The sequence below is a fragment of the Mesoplasma coleopterae genome (assembly GCF_002804245.1).
Lineage (GTDB): Bacteria > Bacillota_I > Bacilli_A > Mycoplasmatales > Mycoplasmataceae > Mesoplasma > Mesoplasma coleopterae.
Window position 1 is genome coordinate 161,335 of sequence record NZ_CP024968.1, and the last position, 15,549, is coordinate 176,883.

The window sequence follows — 15,549 nt, forward strand, 5'->3', positions numbered from 1 at the left end:
AAATCAAAAAGAAAAAGCTATAGAAAGGGATATTATGGCAATTAAAAAATATAAACCTACGACAAACGGTCGTAGAAATATGACTAGTATTGATTACAAGGCTACTTTAACAACAAGTACTCCTGAAAAATCATTACTAGCTGCTAAAAATTCTAAAGCCGGACGTAACAACCGTGGTTTAATAACTACTCGTCACAAAGGTGGAGGACACAAACAAAAATACAGAATTATTGACTTTAAACGTAATAAAAGAGATGTTGTTGGAACAATCGCTACAATCGAGTATGATCCAAACAGAAATGCATTTATTTGTTTAGTTAATTACTTAGATGGGGAAAAACGTTACATCTTATTTGCAAAAGGAATGACAGTTGGAATGAAAATTGTTGCTTCAGAACATGCAGATATTAAAGTTGGAAATGCAGCTCCATTAAAAAACATTCCTGAAGGGACATTAATTCACAACGTTGAATTAAAACCTGGAAAAGGTGGACAAATGGCTAGAAGTGCTGGAACATCAGTACAAATCTTAGGAAAAGATGATGATGGTAAGTATGTAACTTTACGTTTAACATCTGGAGAAGTAAGAAAAGTTTTAGCTGAATGTTACGCAACAATTGGAGAAGTTGGAAACGAAGAATACAACTTAGTTAATTGAGGAAAAGCTGGACGTAACCGTTGAAGAGGTATTCGTCCAACAGTTCGTGGTTCAGTAATGAACCCTAACGATCACCCACATGGGGGAGGGGAAGGGCGTACTCCAATCGGACGTAAAAGCCCAGTTACTCCATGAGGTAAAAAAGCTCTTGGTGTTAAAACAAGAAACACTAAGAAACCATCAGAGAAACTTATTGTAAGAAAGCGTAATGCTAAGAAATAGGGAAGGAGAATAGAAGACATGGCAAGATCATTAAAAAAAGGACCATTTGTAGACGAAAACTTATTTAAAAAAGCTGAAGTTGCAAAAGATGGAGAAGTTATAAAAACTTGATCACGTAGATCAACTATTTTCCCTGAATTCATCGGTAAAACTTTCGGAGTATACAATGGTAAAGAATTTATTCCCGTGTACGTAACAGAAGATATGGTTGGGCACAAATTAGGAGAATTTGCCCCAACTCGTAAATTCGGTGGTCACGGAGACGACAAAGGTAAGAAATAGAAGAGGTAGGATGACAATATGGAAGCAAAAGCTTATTTAAATATGATTCGTATCTCTCCTAGAAAAGTTAGATTAGTAGCAGATACAATCAGAAACAAACCAGTTGCAGCCGCAATTGCAACATTATACAACTTAGATAAAAGATCTGCTGAGCCAGTATTAAAATTATTAAACTCAGCAATCGCAAACGCAGTTAACAATAATGGAATGGATGCAGATAAATTATTTGTTAAAACTATTTTTGTTAACGAAGGACCAACTTTAAAACGTTTTAGACCAAGAGCTCATGGTAGAGCATACGAAATTTTAAAAAGAACATCACACATAACAATTATTGTTAGTGATGAAAGAATATAGGAAGGACGAGATAATATATGGGACAAAAAGTATCACCTAATGTTTTACGTTTAGGAATCGTTAGAGATTGAGAAGACACTTGATATGCTGAAAAAGATCAATACGTTAAATGATTAGATCAAGATATCAAAATCCGTGAAGGAGTTCTTAAGTTATTAAAAGATGCAGCTGTATCAAAAATTAAAATTGAAAGAACAAACTCAAACATTACTTTAATCATTAGAACTGCTCGTCCAGCTATCGTGCTTGGTCAAGAAGGTAAAAACGTTTCAAATATCGCAACAGCAGTTCAAAAAATTGCTAAAGATAGAAACTTAAAAGTTGAAGTTAAAGTAATTGAAATAAAAAACCCTGATGCAGATGCAACATTAGTTGCAAGATGAATCGGAGAACAAATTACAAACCGTGCTTCATTTAGAACAGTTCAAAAATTAGCTATTAGAAAAGCTTTAAAAGCAGGAGTTAAAGGAATTAAAACTTCTGTAAGTGGACGTTTAGGTGGAGTTGAAATGGCTCGTACAGAAGGGTACATCGAAGGATCAGTACCTCTATCTACATTAAGAGCAGACATTGATTATGCTTTATATGAAGCTCCAACAACATATGGACAAATTGGTGTTAAAGTTTGAATTAACCATGGTGAAGTTATCGGAGGTCAAAGCCAAAGAGTTTCTGAAAAAGCACCAATGAATAATGATAGAAGATTCAACAACAAAAACAACAACAGAGGGGGACGTAAATAATGTTATTACCAAAAAGAACCAAATATCGTAAACCTCATAAAGTTAGTTTTAAAGGAAAAGCAAAAGGAGCTAAAACAATCAACTTTGGTGAATATGGATTAATGTCTCTTGACGGGGCATGAATCGATAACCGTCAAATTGAAGCAGCTCGTATTGCTATGACACGTTATATGAGACGTGATGGAAAAGTTTGAATGAGAATTTTCCCACACATTTCAATGTCAAAAAAACCTGCTGAAGTTAGAATGGGATCTGGAAAAGGGAACCCTGAAAAATGAGTAGCAGTTGTAAAAGAAGGAACAGTTATGTTTGAAATTGCTGGAGTTAGTGAAGAAACTGCAAGAGAAGCTTTACGTCTTGCAATGCACAAATTACCAGTTCGTTGCAAATTCGTTAAAAGAGGTGAAGAATAATGGCAAATAAATTAATGGATGAAATTAGAGCGCTTTCAGTAGAACAATTATTAGAAAGAAACGAAGCTAAAAAAGCTGAGTTATTCGCATTAAAATTTCAAGCTGCTGTTGGAAGTTTAGAACAAACACACCGTATTAAAGAAATTAAAAAAGAAATTGCAAGAATTCAATTAGTAATAGCTGAGAAAGCTAAAGCTGGTGAAGAAGTAAACAAAACTGTTAAAACAAACTATAACCAAGCTGTAACTGAAGCTGAAAAAGCTGGTAAAGAAGTTAGAGCAAAACAACGTAAAATGATCGAAGAATTACAAGCACAATATGAAAACAACGGTGCAAGTAATGATGACGCTATCGCAGAAGCTATGGCTAATGCAGTAGTTGAAGAACAAAATGATGTAAACGAAGGAGAAACTAAATAATGGAAAGAAATAGTAGAAGAATACTAGTTGGTAAAGTTGTATCTGACAAAATGGATAAAACAATTACTGTATTAGTTGAAACTTACAAAAACCACCCAATCTACAAAAAACGTGTTAAGTATTCTAAAAAATATAAAGCACACGACGAACAACAAATTGCTAAAATAGGGGATAAAGTTCAAATTATGGAAACACGTCCTTTATCAAAAACAAAAAACTTCAGATTAGTAAAAGTAGTAGAAAAAGCTGTTTTATAGGAGATAAAGAGATATGATTCAAACATTATCAAAATTAAAAGTAGCAGATAACTCAGGTGCTAAAGAAGTTCGTGTTATTCGTAATTTAGGTGGATCAGTTAGAAAGTTTACAGGAATTGGAGACATCATCGTTTGTTCAGTTCAATCAGCAACTCCAGGAGGAGCTGTTAAAAAAGGTCAAGTTGTTAAAGCTGTTATTGTTAGAACTACTAGAGAATTAAAAAGAGAAGATGGTACATACATCCGTTTCTCAGAAAATGCTGTAGTAATTATTAAAGAAGATAAATCTCCACGTGGAACTCGTATTTTCGGTCCAATTGCACGTGAGATTAAAGAAGCTGGATTTGCAAAAATTGCATCTTTAGCTCCAGAAGTATTATAGGAGGAACCAGAGAATGAGCAAATCAAAAATCTTAGTAGGTGACGTGGTTAAAGTTATCGCTGGTTCACATAAAGGTGAATTAGGACCAATCACTTGAATATCAAAAGATAAAAAATGAGTATCAGTTCAAGGAATTAACTCTTTAAAACATGTTAAACCTTCACAAACTGACTCAGAAGGTGGAATTAAAGAAGTTCCATCAAAAATTAATTTATCAAACGTAGCATTACAAGATCCTAAAAACAAAGATGGTATTTCAAAAGTGGGATATCAAATTGAAGATGGTAAAAAAGTTAGAATTGCAAAAAAATCTAACTCACCATTAAAAAAGGCAAGTAAATAAGAAAGGGACATGAAGAAATGAAATCAAGATTAGAAACTAGATATGCTGAACAAATTGCTCCTGAATTATTTAAAGAATTAGGATATAAATCAGTAATGCAAGTTCCAAAACTTACAAAAATCGTTATTAACATGGGAGTTGGAGATGCTACAACTGATCCAAAAAAACTTGATGCAGCTGTTGTTGAATTAGAACAATTAACTGGTCAAAAACCATTAGTAACAAAAGCAAAAAAATCATTAGCTGTATTTAAATTAAGAGAAGGAATGCCAATTGGTACAAAAGTAACTTTAAGAGGGAAAAAGATGTATGACTTCTTAGACCGTCTAACAAATGTTGCATTACCACGTGTGCGTGACTTCAGAGGGGTTCCAAAAACTTCATTTGATGGATTTGGAAACTACACATTGGGAGTTAAAGAACAAATTATTTTCCCAGAAATTGATTATGATAAAGTTCAAAAATTACGCGGAATGGATATTACAATTGTAACTACTGCAAAAACAAACGAGGAAGCATACAAATTATTAGAAAAATTTGGAATGCCTTTCGCTAAATAATAAAGGGGATTAGGAATAAATGGCTAAAAAATCATTAAAAGTTAAACAAGCTAAACACCAAAAGTTTGGCGTAAGAAACTACACTAGATGTAATAACTGTGGTAGACCACATGCTGTGCTTAAAAAATTTGGAATTTGTCGTCTATGCTTTAGAAAATATGCATACGAAGGTCAAATCCCAGGGATTAGAAAAGCTTCTTGATAATAGGAAATAGAAAGAGTAAAGGAAATAAAAAATGACAACAGACGTAATCGCAGATATGTTAACTAGAATCCGTAATGCAAACCAAAGAATGTTAAAAACTGTTAATATTCCTTCATCAAAAATGAAATTGGAAATTGCAAACATCTTAAAAGAAGAAGGATTCATTTCAAGCTTCACTGTTGAAGGTGAAGTTAAAAAAACTATTACTATTGAATTAAAATATCAAGGAAAACAAAGAGTAATCTCAGGACTTAAAAAGATCTCTAAACCAGGTCTTAGAGTTTATGCACCAGCAAACGAAATCCCACAAGTATTAAACGGTTTAGGAATTGCAATAGTTTCAACATCACAAGGAATCATGACAGGAAAACAAGCTCGTCTATCAAACATTGGTGGAGAAGTATTGGCTTTCGTCTGATAATAGGAGGTAGAGGTAAAATATGTCACGTATAGGAAACAGAATTTTAACTATCCCAGCAGGTGTTGAAGTTAGTGTTGCATCAGACAACACAGTTACAGTAAAAGGGTCAAAGGGAACTTTAACTCAAAAATTCGCAGAAGTAATCACAATCAAAGTTGAAGGAGCAAGTCTTTCAACAACTAGAGCTAATGAAATTAAACATACAAAACAATTACACGGAACAACAAACTCTTTATTACAAGGAATGTTAATTGGTGTAAGCGAAGGGTTCAAAAAAACTCTTGACATCAACGGGGTTGGATATAGAGCAGCTTTAGCTGGAAGTAAATTAAATCTTTCACTAGGATACTCACACCCAGTTGAATACACAATTCCTCAAGGGATTGTAGTAGAATGTCCAAAACCAACTCAAATCATTATTTCAGGTATTGATAAACAAGTTGTAGGACAAGTTGCAGCAGAAATTAGATCATACAGAAGACCAGAACCTTATAAAGGTAAAGGAATTAAGTACTCAGATGAAATCATTATTAGAAAAGAAGGGAAAGCAGCTGGTAAATAATATCAGAGCTTAAGGTTATAGAATTATGAAATATACTAAACAAGAAGCAAGAAAAAGAAGACATTACCGTGTTAGAAGTAAAGTTTCTGGAACTGCTGCTAAACCAAGATTAAATGTTTTCAAATCAAACACTAATTTCTACGCACAAATAATCGACGACACAACTGGAACAACTTTAGTTTCAGCATCATCATTAAACTTGGGATTAAAATCAGGGAACATTGAAGCAGCTAAAAAAGTTGCTGAAGAAATCGCTAAATTGGCAATCGCAAAAAGCATTGTTGATGTAGTATTTGACCGTGGTGGATACTTATACCATGGTAAAGTAAAAGCTTTTGCTGAAGCAGCAAGAGAAAACGGATTGAAATTCTAGAAAGGTAAAGAGTGAGAAATATGGAAAATAAAACAGAAGTAGTAGTAGCTGAAAACGCTAACAATCAAACTCAACCTGAAAGAAAAAAGTTTGATAGAAAACCAAACCGTCGTCCTCAAGGACCAAAACAATTCCAAAAAGATGATTTTGAAGAAAAAGTAGTAACAATTAGACGTGTTACTAAAGTTACAAAAGGTGGACGTCACTTTAGATTCGCAGCAGTTGTTGTTGTTGGAGATAAAAAAGGTCAAGTTGGTTTAGGAACAGGAAAAGCAAACGAAGTTCCTGAAGCAATTAAAAAAGCTGTTAAAGAAGCTAAAAAGAACTTAGTTAGAGTACCTTTAAGAGGGACAACAGTTCCTCATGAAGTGATCGGGCACTTTGGTGCAGGTCAAGTTCTAATTAAACCAGCTAAACCTGGTACTGGAGTTATTGCCGGTGGACCAGCTCGTGCTGTTATTGAATTAGCAGGTATTGCAGACGTTTATGCTAAATCATTAGGTAGAAATAATCCAATAAACATGATTAGAGCTACAATCGATGGTTTATCATCAATGCACACAGCTAAAAAAGTAAACAATTTAAGATTTGGTAAACCAGTTGCTAAAACTGAAAATCCAAAAGTAGAAGAAACTAAATAGGAAAGGAGCATACACAGATTATGAAATTACATGAATTAAAATATACTGAAGGTAGCAAAAAAACTGTTACTAGAGTAGGTAGAGGTATGGCTTCTGGAAAAGGGAAAACTTCTACAAGAGGTCACAAAGGACAAAACTCACGTTCAGGTGGGGGAGTTCGTGTAGGATTTGAAGGGGGACAAACTCCTTTATATAGAAGACTACCAAAAATTGGATTCACTTCTCCAAACCAAAAAGAATATGTTATTTTAAATCTTTCTGACTTAGAAAGACTAAATTTATCATTAGTTGATCATAAGACATTAGTTGAACATAAAGTTATCAAAAACGAAAAACAATTAGTAAAAGTTTTAGGTAATGGTTCAATTACTTCAGCAATTAATGTAAAATTAAACAAAGTTTCAAAATCAGCTCAAGCTGAAATTGAAAAACTTGGAGGAAAAGTAGAGGTGATTTAATATGGCAAAAAAGTTCGCTAAAAAAAGCAAACAATATTCAGCCAAAAAATCACAAAGTAATAATAGCGATTTAAAAACTGGCAACTTCTTTATTAAAAATAAAGATATTCTAGGTAGAATCGCTTTTACTTTATTATTATTAGTGATTATAAGAATCGGAGTATATATTACAGTGCCTGGTATCAGACTAACTTCTGATTATCAAAATGCTATTAACAATTCACAGTTTTTTCAATTACTTTCAACATTAGGTGGAGGTACAATTGGGAGATTCTCAATTTTAGCATTAGGTGTCTCACCATATATTACAGCTTCAATTATTGTTCAGTTGCTTTCAACTGATGTTGTTCCTATTTTAACTAGATGAAATAAGTCTGGTGAAAGAGGAAGAAAAAAATTAGATAAATTAACAAAAGTATTAATGATTCCATTTGCTTTAATGCAAGGGATTGCAACAATATTCACTCTTCAACAACAAGGTGTTATTGAACCAGGTTGATCAAGTGACAATGTATTAGCATCTCCAGCATTTTACTATGTATTAGTACCGCTTGTTATGTTAGCAGGTTCATACTTTATGCTATGAATAGCTGATCAAATTACAATCAAAGGTGTTGGTAATGGTATTTCAATAGTAATCTTTATTGGTATTATTGTTCAATTACCTAACCAAATAAAAGCTACATATGATTTTTGAATACCTTCAAATGAAAGTATTAACGTTTTCTTTGATGGAATAATTAAATTTTCTATTTATATGTTAGTTTTCTTTGTTGTTATATTCTCAGTTGTTCTTATGAATGAAGCCGAACGTAAAGTTCCAATTCAACAAACAGGTAGTGGTTTAATTGATTCAAAAGATCATACACCATATTTACCTTTAAAATTAAATAATGCTGGGGTTATACCAGTTATCTTTGCATCAGCGTTGATTTCTACACCAATTACAATTGCGCAAATTATTGATCCAACTGCTAGCACCTCTACAGTTGATTCTACAAATGCATTTGTAAGGTTTACCCAACATTACCTTTCATTTAATACATGATGAGGAATTGGAATATTTGCCGTAATGATTGTGCTATTTACATTCTTATATGCACAAGTCCAAATTAATCCTGAAAAAATAAGTGAAAACTTTCAAAAATCAGGAACATTCATACCTGGTATTAAGCCAGGTAAAGACACAACCAATTTCTTAAAGGGGACAATTAATCGATTATCTTTATTTGGAGCTATATTCTTAGCAGCAATTGCAGCGTTACCATATGTAATATCTAAATTGACGAATTTACCAAGTCAATTAGCTATTGGGGGAACTGGTTTAATTATTTGTATATCAGTTGCGATTCAAACAACACAACAATTGCAAGGTAGAATTACTCAACATAAATTTATTGAAAGCAAAAAACAAAAATTTACTGAAGAAACCTCAACTAAAACTTCAACTCATATTTGATAAAAGACTCATAGAGGGTCTTTTTTGATTAAACTAAAAATTATTTTTTAGATATAATATAATAGATATGAAAGAGGTATTAATGATGGCTGATAAGCAAAATGTATTTGAAGAATTGTTAAGATTAAAGGAAAACTCATATAGTCCATATTCAAACTTTAAAGTTGCTTGTTTAATTTATTTAAGCAACGGTGAAAAAATAAAGGGTGTAAATATTGAAAATGCTGCATATCCAGCAACTATATGTGCTGAAAGGTCAGCCTTAGCTCAAGTTTATTCTTTAGGTTATAAAAAAAGTGACATAAAGTCTTTAGAATTATACACAGATTCTGAAACATTAGGTTCACCTTGTGGAGTTTGCCGTCAAGTTATTTCTGAATTAGTAGATTGATCTGCAATTATTTCAATTTACAATAAGAATGGGTTTCAGTTAGAAACAAACATTAAAGAGTTGTTGCCACACGCTTTTGAGCCTGCACAACTTATTAAATAAGAGGAGAGAAATATGAATATTATGTTATTAGGTGCCCCAGGTTCAGGGAAAGGCACATTAGCTGAAAAATTAATTAAAAATCAAGGATTCAAACAAATGTCAACTGGAGACTTGATGCGTAAAGAAATAAAAGAAGAAACACCTTTAGGAATTGAATGTGCCAGATACATGAATGAAGGTAAATTAGTTCCTGATGAAGTTACAATGGGGATTGTTAAAAACTTTTTACAAGAGAACCATAATCAATTAATTTTTGATGGCATTCCAAGAACATTAAATCAAGCTAAAATTTTAGAAGAAAACTTAGTTGAATTGAATGCAAAAATTGACAAAGTTATTTACATTGATGTTCCTACTCAAATTCTTTTAGATAGAATTAGTGGAAGATTAATTTGTCCAAAATGTAAAGTAAGTTACCATATTATTAGTAGAAAACCAAGAGCAGAGGGAATCTGTGATAATGACGGTAGTGAACTAGTTCGTAGACCAGATGATGCTCCAGAAAAAGTTAAAGTTAGACTTGAAGCATATGCAAGTGAAACTGCACCATTGGTTGATTACTACAAAAATAAACCAGGGTTTGTACACATTGTTGACAATGCAAATACAACTGCAGAGGAAGTTTATGCAGAAGTTTTAGGAGCTTTATAAATGGCTGTAACAATAAAATCACCACAAGAAATTGATAAAATGCGAGTTGCTGGGCAAGTACTTGCAGAAGCAATTGAAATGTTAAAATCAATGATTAAACCAGGTGTAAATTGTTTAGATTTGGATAAGGAATTTGAAAAATTTATAACTGAAAAAGGATGTAAATCAAACTTCAAAAACTATCATGGATACCCAAAAACAATTTGTGTATCTATCAATGAGCAATTAGTCCACGGAATTCCTCAAGATAGAATTTTAGAAGAGGGAGATATAGTTTCTGTTGATACAGGCTGCATTTATGAAGGATATCATGCTGATAGTGCATTTAGTATGATAGTTGGCATTGCAAAAGATAAAAAACATGATATACTATTAAAAGTCACTGAAGAATGTTTGGATTTAGCTATTAAAGCTTTAGCTCCAGGCGTTCGTATTGGAACTATTGGAAGTATAGTTCAAACTCATGCTGAAAGCTTTGGGTTTGGAGTTCCAAGAGATTATACAGGACACGGAATTGGAACAGAAATGCATGAGGATCCATTCATACCAAATTATGGTAAAAAGGATACCGGAATGCGTTTACAAGCTGGAATGGTTATTTGTATTGAACCAATGATTCAAATGGGAACTTACAAAACAAAACTTGCAGCAGACAATTGAACAGTTCTTTCAGCTGACAAGAGTATGGCTGCTCACTTTGAACACACTATTTTAATTACTGATAGTGGTTATGAAGTATTAACTAAATCAAAAAGATAGGGGTTGTAGTTTATGGCAAAAGAAGCAGAAATGGAATTTGAAGGTACGGTTGTAGAAGTATTACCAAATGCGAAATTCAAAGTACAACTGGAAAACGACATTGTTATTGATGCACACGTGTCAGGTAAAATCCGAATGCATTACATTCGCATCTTACCTGGAGATAAAGTAACAGTCGTTATATCACCTTATGATATGACACGTGGAAGAATTACATATAGAAAAATTGCTAAAAAAGCAGAAGTGTAATTATTAGAAATTGACTTAAGTCAATTTAAATTGTTTAAAAAACAAAAAGAACAAATACGGAGGTTACAGATGAAAGTAAGATCATCAGTCAAAAAAATTTGCGACAAATGTCGTGTTATTAGACGTAAAGGCCGCGTAATGATTATTTGTGCACAACCAAAGCACAAACAAAGACAAGGTTAATTAGTCTAAATATAAAATTATTAGAAATAAATTTTATTTAAGAAAGGAATTAGAGATATGGCTCGTATTAGTGGAGTAGAAATCCCAAACGAAAAAAGAGTTGTAATTTCATTAACATATATTTATGGAATTGGATTATCAACATCTCAAAAAGTTTTATCAAAGTTAAACATCAGTGAAGATGTTCGTACAAAAGATTTAACTGAAGAACAAATTAAAGCAATTTCTACAGAAATTTCAAACTTCAAAGTTGAAGGGGAATTACGTAGAGAAGTATCATTAAACATTAAACGTTTAATGGAAATAGGATGTTACAGAGGATTAAGACACCGTAAAGGATTACCTGTAAGAGGGCAATCTTCAAAAACAAACGCAAGAACTGTTAAAGGTCCAAGAAAAACTGTAGCTAACAAGAAAAAATAGAAGGTAGAAGGAGATTACAAAAATGGCAAAACCAAAAACAAATAATACAAAAAAACGTATTAAGAAAAATATTCCAAAAGGTATCGCTCATATTCACTCTACTTTTAACAATACAATTGTTACTATTAGTGATGAAAAAGGAAACGTACTTTCTTGATCAAGTGCTGGAGCAATCGGGTTTAAAGGTTCTAAAAAATCAACACCTTATGCTGCACAAATGATTTCAGAAGCAGCCGCAAAAGGTGCAATGGATCAAGGTGTTAAATCAGTTCAAGTTGAAGTAAAAGGTCCAGGTCCAGGTCGTGATGCTGCTGTTAGAGCATTAACAATCGTTGGAATGGAAGTGACTTCAATTAAGGATTGTACACCAATCCCTCACAATGGAGTTCGTCCTAAAAAACGCCCAAGAAAATAATTATAGAACAAAGGAGTTTTAGCGAATGAAACAATTTAATAAACCAGAATTCGGAATTGTAAAAGAATCACCAAATAAATTTTACGGTAAGTTTGAAGCAGCTCCTCTTGAAAGAGGATTTGCTGTAACTTTAGGTAATGCTTTAAGAAGAACATTATTATCATCAACACCGGGAGCTAGTGTTTTTGCAATTAAAATTGCTGGAGCACAGCATGAATTTACTTCAATCTCAGGTATTGAAGAAAATGTAACTCGTATCGTTTTAAATGTTAAAAAATTAATATTAAAAATTGATAACGCAATTTACAGTGATGACGAAACTGTTGAACTAAAAGTAGGAACATCTACTATTGGTCCAGTTACTGCAGGAAGTTTAGTTTTACCAGCAGGAGTAGAGGTTTTAAACAAAGACCTTGTTATTGCTAATGTTGCTGAAGGTGGTAATTTAGATTTAGTATTGTATGCTAAAAACTCAAGAGGTTACAAAACTTTCAAAGAAAACAAAGAATTAAAAGATGTAGTGCCAGGAATGATTACAATTGATTCAAACTACTCACCAATTATTAAAGTTGCGTATGGTTCAACACCAATCAACTTAGGTAAAGCTCAAGATTTTGAAAAATTAATCTTGGAAGTAGAAACAGATGGATCAATCTTAGCATCTGATGCAGTCTCATTAGCATCAAAAATTTTGATTTCACACTTTGATGTATTTACTACTTTAGCTGAAGAAGTCGAAGAAGTAGCAATTATGGGTGTTGAAACTGTTGAAGAAAAAGAGTTAGACAAACCTGTTGAAGAATTAGAGTTTACTCAAAGAAGTTTAAACTGCTTAAAACGTGCTGGAATAAGTACATTAAGAGAATTAGTTTCTAAAACTGAAGATGAAATTCAAGATATTAGAAATTTAGGACGTAAGTCATTAAAAGAAATTAAAGATAAAGTTGCGACTTTAGAATTAACATTTAAACAAAATTAAGATTAATAAGGAGGTAAATATATGTCATATATTCAAAAACAAGGTAAGAATACTGCATGAAGAGTAGCTTTAATGCGTAACTTAACTAGTGAATTAATTGTTTCAGAGCGTTTAGAAATTACTGAAACAAGAGCTAAAGAATTAAGAAAACATTTAGATAAAATGGTTACTTTAGCAAAGCGTGGCGATTTACACGCTAGACGTCAAGCTGCTTCATGATTAAGAAATATTGAAGCTAGTTCAAAAGAAGATGTTTTACAAAAATTATTTACAACTATCGCTAAAAAATATAAAGATAGAGATGGTGGATACACACGTATCTTAAAATTAGATAACCGTAAAGGTGATAATGCACCAATGGTTATTATTGAATTAGTTTAGTAATAAAAAATTTAAGGTTAATATGCCTTATTTTTTTTGTCTATTTCGTCTATTTTAATTTATAATTATTATAAACAAAACTTAAAACAGGGGGATAAATTATGGATTCATTGAAAAAATTCAAAGAAACAAAACTTACAGATAAAGATCTTAATGATTTTAAGATCAAACTGCATGCAAAATATGTTGAAATGCTAGAAGCAAATAATAAATTCTTTAAATTCAAAGAAGCTGAAAAACAAGGGAAAATAACAAAAGAGGAATTGACAGAGTATAAAGCTAAATCTTTAGAAGCTAAAAAAGCGTTTAAAGAAATTTGCAAAGAAAGAGCATTTACTGATAATTTAAAAACAATATCAAAAATTTATAACTCAACTACAAGAAAAAATAGTTCAGTTATTTTAGAACAAGCTAAATCAGAATTAAATGAAGCAAAAATTTTAAAAAGAGAAGCTAGAGATTCAATTAAAGATCATGGTAGAGGCGCTCAATTAACAAAACTTGATAAAGTTGCAGTAAAAGTTGAAAACTTAAAGTTTAAATATGCTCCTGATTTTCCTTATGCATTAAATGATGTTAGTTTTGAAATAAATGATGGTGAATATGTTGCTGTCATTGGTCATAATGGAAGTGGTAAATCAACTCTTTCAAAAATGTTAATTGGTGTTCTTTCTGCACAAGAAGGACATGTTAGTATTTATGGTAATGTCGTAACTCAAGACAACTTGGATCAAGCTCGTAAATTCCTTGGAATTGTATTCCAAAACCCTGATAATCAATTTATTGGTTCAAGTGTAGAAGCTGACATTGCATTTGGTTTAGAAAATAAACGTGTTAATCCAAAAGAAATGCAAAAAATAATTTATGACTCAGCTAAAAAAGTTGGAATGGAAAACTTCTTAGATAAAGAACCATTAAACTTATCTGGTGGACAAAAACAAAGAGTTGCTATTGCTAGTGCTCTTGCATTAAACCCTGACATCTTGATTTTTGATGAAGCAACAAGTATGCTTGATCCAAAAGGAAATAGAGAAATAAAAGAAATTATGGTTGAACTAAGGGACAAGATGAAAAAAACAATTATTTCAATTACACACGACATGGATGAAATTCTTAATGCTGATAAAGTTATTGTTATGAATGGTGGGCGTATGGTTAAAATAGGTAAACCAGAAGAAGTTTTAAAAGAAAAAGAATTTTTAAGATCAATTAAATTGGAAATTCCATTCTTGTCTTTAGTTGAAGAAGCTTTAGGTAACGAAGGTATTAAAGTTAAACATAGTCAAAATATGGATGAGTTGGTGAAACAATTATGCAAATAAATAAAAAAGAAATTAAACAAAACTTAAAAAAATGAAATGAAGAAAAAAAGAATGTTAAAAATTTTTCATTTACAGGAGATATTGTTTTAGACAATGTAAGTTATACTTACTCAAGAAAAACTCCATTTGAATTTAGAGCTCTTGATAATGCAAATTTAACAATAGCTGATAAAAAGATAACATGCGTTATTGGTACTACAGGTTCAGGCAAATCAACAATGATTCAATTAACAAATGGATTATTAATTTCTGAAACTGGTCAAACAATTGTTGGGGATTATAAAATACCAGCAGGATTGAAGAAGATAAAAGAAGTTAAAGATTTAAGAAGAGAAGTTGGACTAGTTTTTCAATTCCCAGAATATCAACTTTTTCAAGATACTATTGAAAAAGATATAGCATTTGGTCCTATTCATTTAGGTGCTAATAAAGAAGAAGTTTATAAAAAAATTCCTGATTTATTAGACTTAGTTTCATTACCAAGAGAATACGCAAAAAGATCACCTTTTGAATTATCAGGTGGACAAAAAAGAAGAACTGCCATTGCTGGAATTATTGCAATGGATGGTAAAACTTTAGTACTTGACGAACCAACTGGAGGATTAGATCCAAAAGGTGAAGAAGATTTCATGAATTTATTCTTAAGACTGAACAAAAAACAAGGTAAAAGAATTATTATGGTAACTCATAACATGGACCAAGTTTTAAAAGTAGCTGATGAAGTAATTGTTATGCATGAAGGAAAAGTTATTTCAAAAGGCACACCATTTGAAATATTCTCTAATGAAGATTTATTATCAAAAATTCAAATTGAACCACCAAAATTATACAAGTTAATGTATAAACTAAAAGAACAAGGAACAGATTTATTAAATAAACAAATTAGAACTATTGATGAATTTGCAAAAGCATTTAAAGAAGTAAGAAAGGGGAAATAAT

Annotated in this window: 28 protein-coding genes; all 28 read left to right on the forward strand. The window is 31.8% G+C overall.

From position 1 onward, the window contains the following. Positions 1 to 34: 34 nt before the first annotated feature. The 28 genes from rplB (at position 35) to MCOLE_RS00830 (ending at position 15,548) form a co-directional block, all read left to right on the forward strand. Positions 35 to 880, forward strand: coding sequence for a 50S ribosomal protein L2 (rplB, locus tag MCOLE_RS00695; protein ID WP_099650983.1), 846 nt, complete (start codon positions 35 to 37; stop codon positions 878 to 880). 18 nt (positions 881 to 898) lie between these two features. Beyond that, positions 899 to 1,162 carry a 30S ribosomal protein S19 gene (rpsS, locus tag MCOLE_RS00700; RefSeq protein ID WP_011183024.1) on the forward strand — a complete coding sequence of 88 codons (264 nt, stop codon included), beginning with the start codon at positions 899 to 901 and terminating at the stop codon, positions 1,160 to 1,162. An 18-nt stretch (positions 1,163 to 1,180) separates the two neighbouring features. After that, positions 1,181 to 1,519, forward strand: a complete 339-nt coding sequence (gene rplV, locus MCOLE_RS00705; RefSeq protein ID WP_099650984.1) for a 50S ribosomal protein L22 — start codon at positions 1,181 to 1,183, stop codon at positions 1,517 to 1,519. 17 nt (positions 1,520 to 1,536) lie between these two features. Continuing rightward, positions 1,537 to 2,262, forward strand: coding sequence for a 30S ribosomal protein S3 (gene rpsC, locus MCOLE_RS00710; protein WP_100670596.1), 726 nt, complete (start codon positions 1,537 to 1,539; stop codon positions 2,260 to 2,262). Beyond that, on the forward strand, positions 2,262 to 2,675 hold the full coding sequence (rplP, locus tag MCOLE_RS00715; protein ID WP_011183027.1) for a 50S ribosomal protein L16: 414 nt from the start codon (positions 2,262 to 2,264) through the stop codon (positions 2,673 to 2,675). The genes rpsC and rplP overlap by 1 nt, the downstream gene beginning before the upstream one ends. Beyond that, positions 2,675 to 3,094 (forward strand): 50S ribosomal protein L29, encoded by a 420-nt coding sequence (gene rpmC, locus MCOLE_RS03835; RefSeq protein WP_011183028.1) that lies wholly within the window; start codon positions 2,675 to 2,677, stop codon positions 3,092 to 3,094. Before rplP ends, rpmC begins: the two co-directional genes overlap by 1 nt. Then, complete coding sequence (rpsQ, locus tag MCOLE_RS00725; RefSeq protein ID WP_206335786.1) at positions 3,091 to 3,351, forward strand: 30S ribosomal protein S17; 261 nt, start codon at positions 3,091 to 3,093, stop codon at positions 3,349 to 3,351. Before rpmC ends, rpsQ begins: the two co-directional genes overlap by 4 nt. Positions 3,352 to 3,364: 13 nt before the next feature. Continuing rightward, positions 3,365 to 3,733 (forward strand): 50S ribosomal protein L14, encoded by a 369-nt coding sequence (gene rplN, locus MCOLE_RS00730; protein WP_011183030.1) that lies wholly within the window; start codon positions 3,365 to 3,367, stop codon positions 3,731 to 3,733. Positions 3,734 to 3,746: 13 nt separating this feature from the next. Then, the gene (gene rplX / locus MCOLE_RS00735; RefSeq protein WP_011183031.1) at positions 3,747 to 4,076 is read left to right on the forward strand and encodes a 50S ribosomal protein L24; all 330 of its coding nucleotides are present in this window, start codon (positions 3,747 to 3,749) and stop codon (positions 4,074 to 4,076) included. Positions 4,077 to 4,093: 17 nt separating this feature from the next. Continuing rightward, positions 4,094 to 4,636 carry a 50S ribosomal protein L5 gene (gene rplE, locus MCOLE_RS00740; protein WP_100670598.1) on the forward strand — a complete coding sequence of 181 codons (543 nt, stop codon included), beginning with the start codon at positions 4,094 to 4,096 and terminating at the stop codon, positions 4,634 to 4,636. Positions 4,637 to 4,655: 19 nt separating this feature from the next. Further along, complete coding sequence (locus tag MCOLE_RS00745) at positions 4,656 to 4,841, forward strand: type Z 30S ribosomal protein S14 (RefSeq protein WP_011183033.1); 186 nt, start codon at positions 4,656 to 4,658, stop codon at positions 4,839 to 4,841. 31 nt (positions 4,842 to 4,872) lie between these two features. Then, positions 4,873 to 5,262: a 30S ribosomal protein S8 gene (gene rpsH / locus MCOLE_RS00750; RefSeq protein WP_011183034.1), complete on the forward strand. Its 390-nt coding sequence runs from the start codon at positions 4,873 to 4,875 to the stop codon at positions 5,260 to 5,262. A 19-nt stretch (positions 5,263 to 5,281) separates the two neighbouring features. Then, on the forward strand, positions 5,282 to 5,824 hold the full coding sequence (gene rplF / locus MCOLE_RS00755; protein ID WP_099650987.1) for a 50S ribosomal protein L6: 543 nt from the start codon (positions 5,282 to 5,284) through the stop codon (positions 5,822 to 5,824). A 25-nt stretch (positions 5,825 to 5,849) separates the two neighbouring features. Further along, positions 5,850 to 6,197, forward strand: a complete 348-nt coding sequence (gene rplR, locus MCOLE_RS00760) for a 50S ribosomal protein L18 (RefSeq protein WP_011183036.1) — start codon at positions 5,850 to 5,852, stop codon at positions 6,195 to 6,197. Positions 6,198 to 6,217: 20 nt separating this feature from the next. Next, positions 6,218 to 6,838 (forward strand): 30S ribosomal protein S5, encoded by a 621-nt coding sequence (rpsE, locus tag MCOLE_RS00765; RefSeq protein WP_100670600.1) that lies wholly within the window; start codon positions 6,218 to 6,220, stop codon positions 6,836 to 6,838. 20 nt (positions 6,839 to 6,858) lie between these two features. Continuing rightward, positions 6,859 to 7,296: a 50S ribosomal protein L15 gene (gene rplO / locus MCOLE_RS00770; RefSeq protein ID WP_100670602.1), complete on the forward strand. Its 438-nt coding sequence runs from the start codon at positions 6,859 to 6,861 to the stop codon at positions 7,294 to 7,296. A 1-nt stretch (position 7,297) separates the two neighbouring features. Then, the gene (gene secY, locus MCOLE_RS00775) at positions 7,298 to 8,758 is read left to right on the forward strand and encodes a preprotein translocase subunit SecY (protein ID WP_100670604.1); all 1,461 of its coding nucleotides are present in this window, start codon (positions 7,298 to 7,300) and stop codon (positions 8,756 to 8,758) included. 79 nt (positions 8,759 to 8,837) lie between these two features. After that, positions 8,838 to 9,248: a cytidine deaminase gene (gene cdd, locus MCOLE_RS00780; RefSeq protein WP_164703839.1), complete on the forward strand. Its 411-nt coding sequence runs from the start codon at positions 8,838 to 8,840 to the stop codon at positions 9,246 to 9,248. Positions 9,249 to 9,260: 12 nt separating this feature from the next. Continuing rightward, the gene (locus tag MCOLE_RS00785; RefSeq protein WP_100670608.1) at positions 9,261 to 9,899 is read left to right on the forward strand and encodes an adenylate kinase family protein; all 639 of its coding nucleotides are present in this window, start codon (positions 9,261 to 9,263) and stop codon (positions 9,897 to 9,899) included. Continuing rightward, a complete protein-coding gene (gene map, locus MCOLE_RS00790; RefSeq protein ID WP_100670610.1) occupies positions 9,900 to 10,658 on the forward strand; it encodes a type I methionyl aminopeptidase in 759 nt (252 codons plus the stop codon). It abuts the gene before it with no gap. Positions 10,659 to 10,670: 12 nt separating this feature from the next. Next, a complete protein-coding gene (gene infA / locus MCOLE_RS00795; protein WP_011183043.1) occupies positions 10,671 to 10,907 on the forward strand; it encodes a translation initiation factor IF-1 in 237 nt (78 codons plus the stop codon). Positions 10,908 to 10,976: 69 nt separating this feature from the next. Further along, positions 10,977 to 11,090, forward strand: a complete 114-nt coding sequence (rpmJ, locus tag MCOLE_RS00800) for a 50S ribosomal protein L36 (protein WP_011183044.1) — start codon at positions 10,977 to 10,979, stop codon at positions 11,088 to 11,090. A 57-nt stretch (positions 11,091 to 11,147) separates the two neighbouring features. Beyond that, on the forward strand, positions 11,148 to 11,513 hold the full coding sequence (gene rpsM / locus MCOLE_RS00805) for a 30S ribosomal protein S13 (protein ID WP_099650995.1): 366 nt from the start codon (positions 11,148 to 11,150) through the stop codon (positions 11,511 to 11,513). 22 nt (positions 11,514 to 11,535) lie between these two features. Next, the gene (rpsK, locus tag MCOLE_RS00810; RefSeq protein WP_011183046.1) at positions 11,536 to 11,928 is read left to right on the forward strand and encodes a 30S ribosomal protein S11; all 393 of its coding nucleotides are present in this window, start codon (positions 11,536 to 11,538) and stop codon (positions 11,926 to 11,928) included. A 25-nt stretch (positions 11,929 to 11,953) separates the two neighbouring features. Next, positions 11,954 to 12,907 carry a DNA-directed RNA polymerase subunit alpha gene (locus MCOLE_RS00815; protein ID WP_100670612.1) on the forward strand — a complete coding sequence of 318 codons (954 nt, stop codon included), beginning with the start codon at positions 11,954 to 11,956 and terminating at the stop codon, positions 12,905 to 12,907. 21 nt (positions 12,908 to 12,928) lie between these two features. Further along, a complete protein-coding gene (gene rplQ / locus MCOLE_RS00820) occupies positions 12,929 to 13,288 on the forward strand; it encodes a 50S ribosomal protein L17 (RefSeq protein ID WP_011183048.1) in 360 nt (119 codons plus the stop codon). A 464-nt stretch (positions 13,289 to 13,752) separates the two neighbouring features. Further along, entirely contained in the window at positions 13,753 to 14,610 is an 858-nt protein-coding gene (locus tag MCOLE_RS00825) for an energy-coupling factor transporter ATPase (RefSeq protein WP_164703840.1), read from the forward strand. Further along, the gene (locus MCOLE_RS00830) at positions 14,601 to 15,548 is read left to right on the forward strand and encodes an energy-coupling factor transporter ATPase (RefSeq protein WP_100670616.1); all 948 of its coding nucleotides are present in this window, start codon (positions 14,601 to 14,603) and stop codon (positions 15,546 to 15,548) included. The genes MCOLE_RS00825 and MCOLE_RS00830 overlap by 10 nt, the downstream gene beginning before the upstream one ends. The last annotated feature ends 1 nt before the right edge of the window (position 15,549 follow it).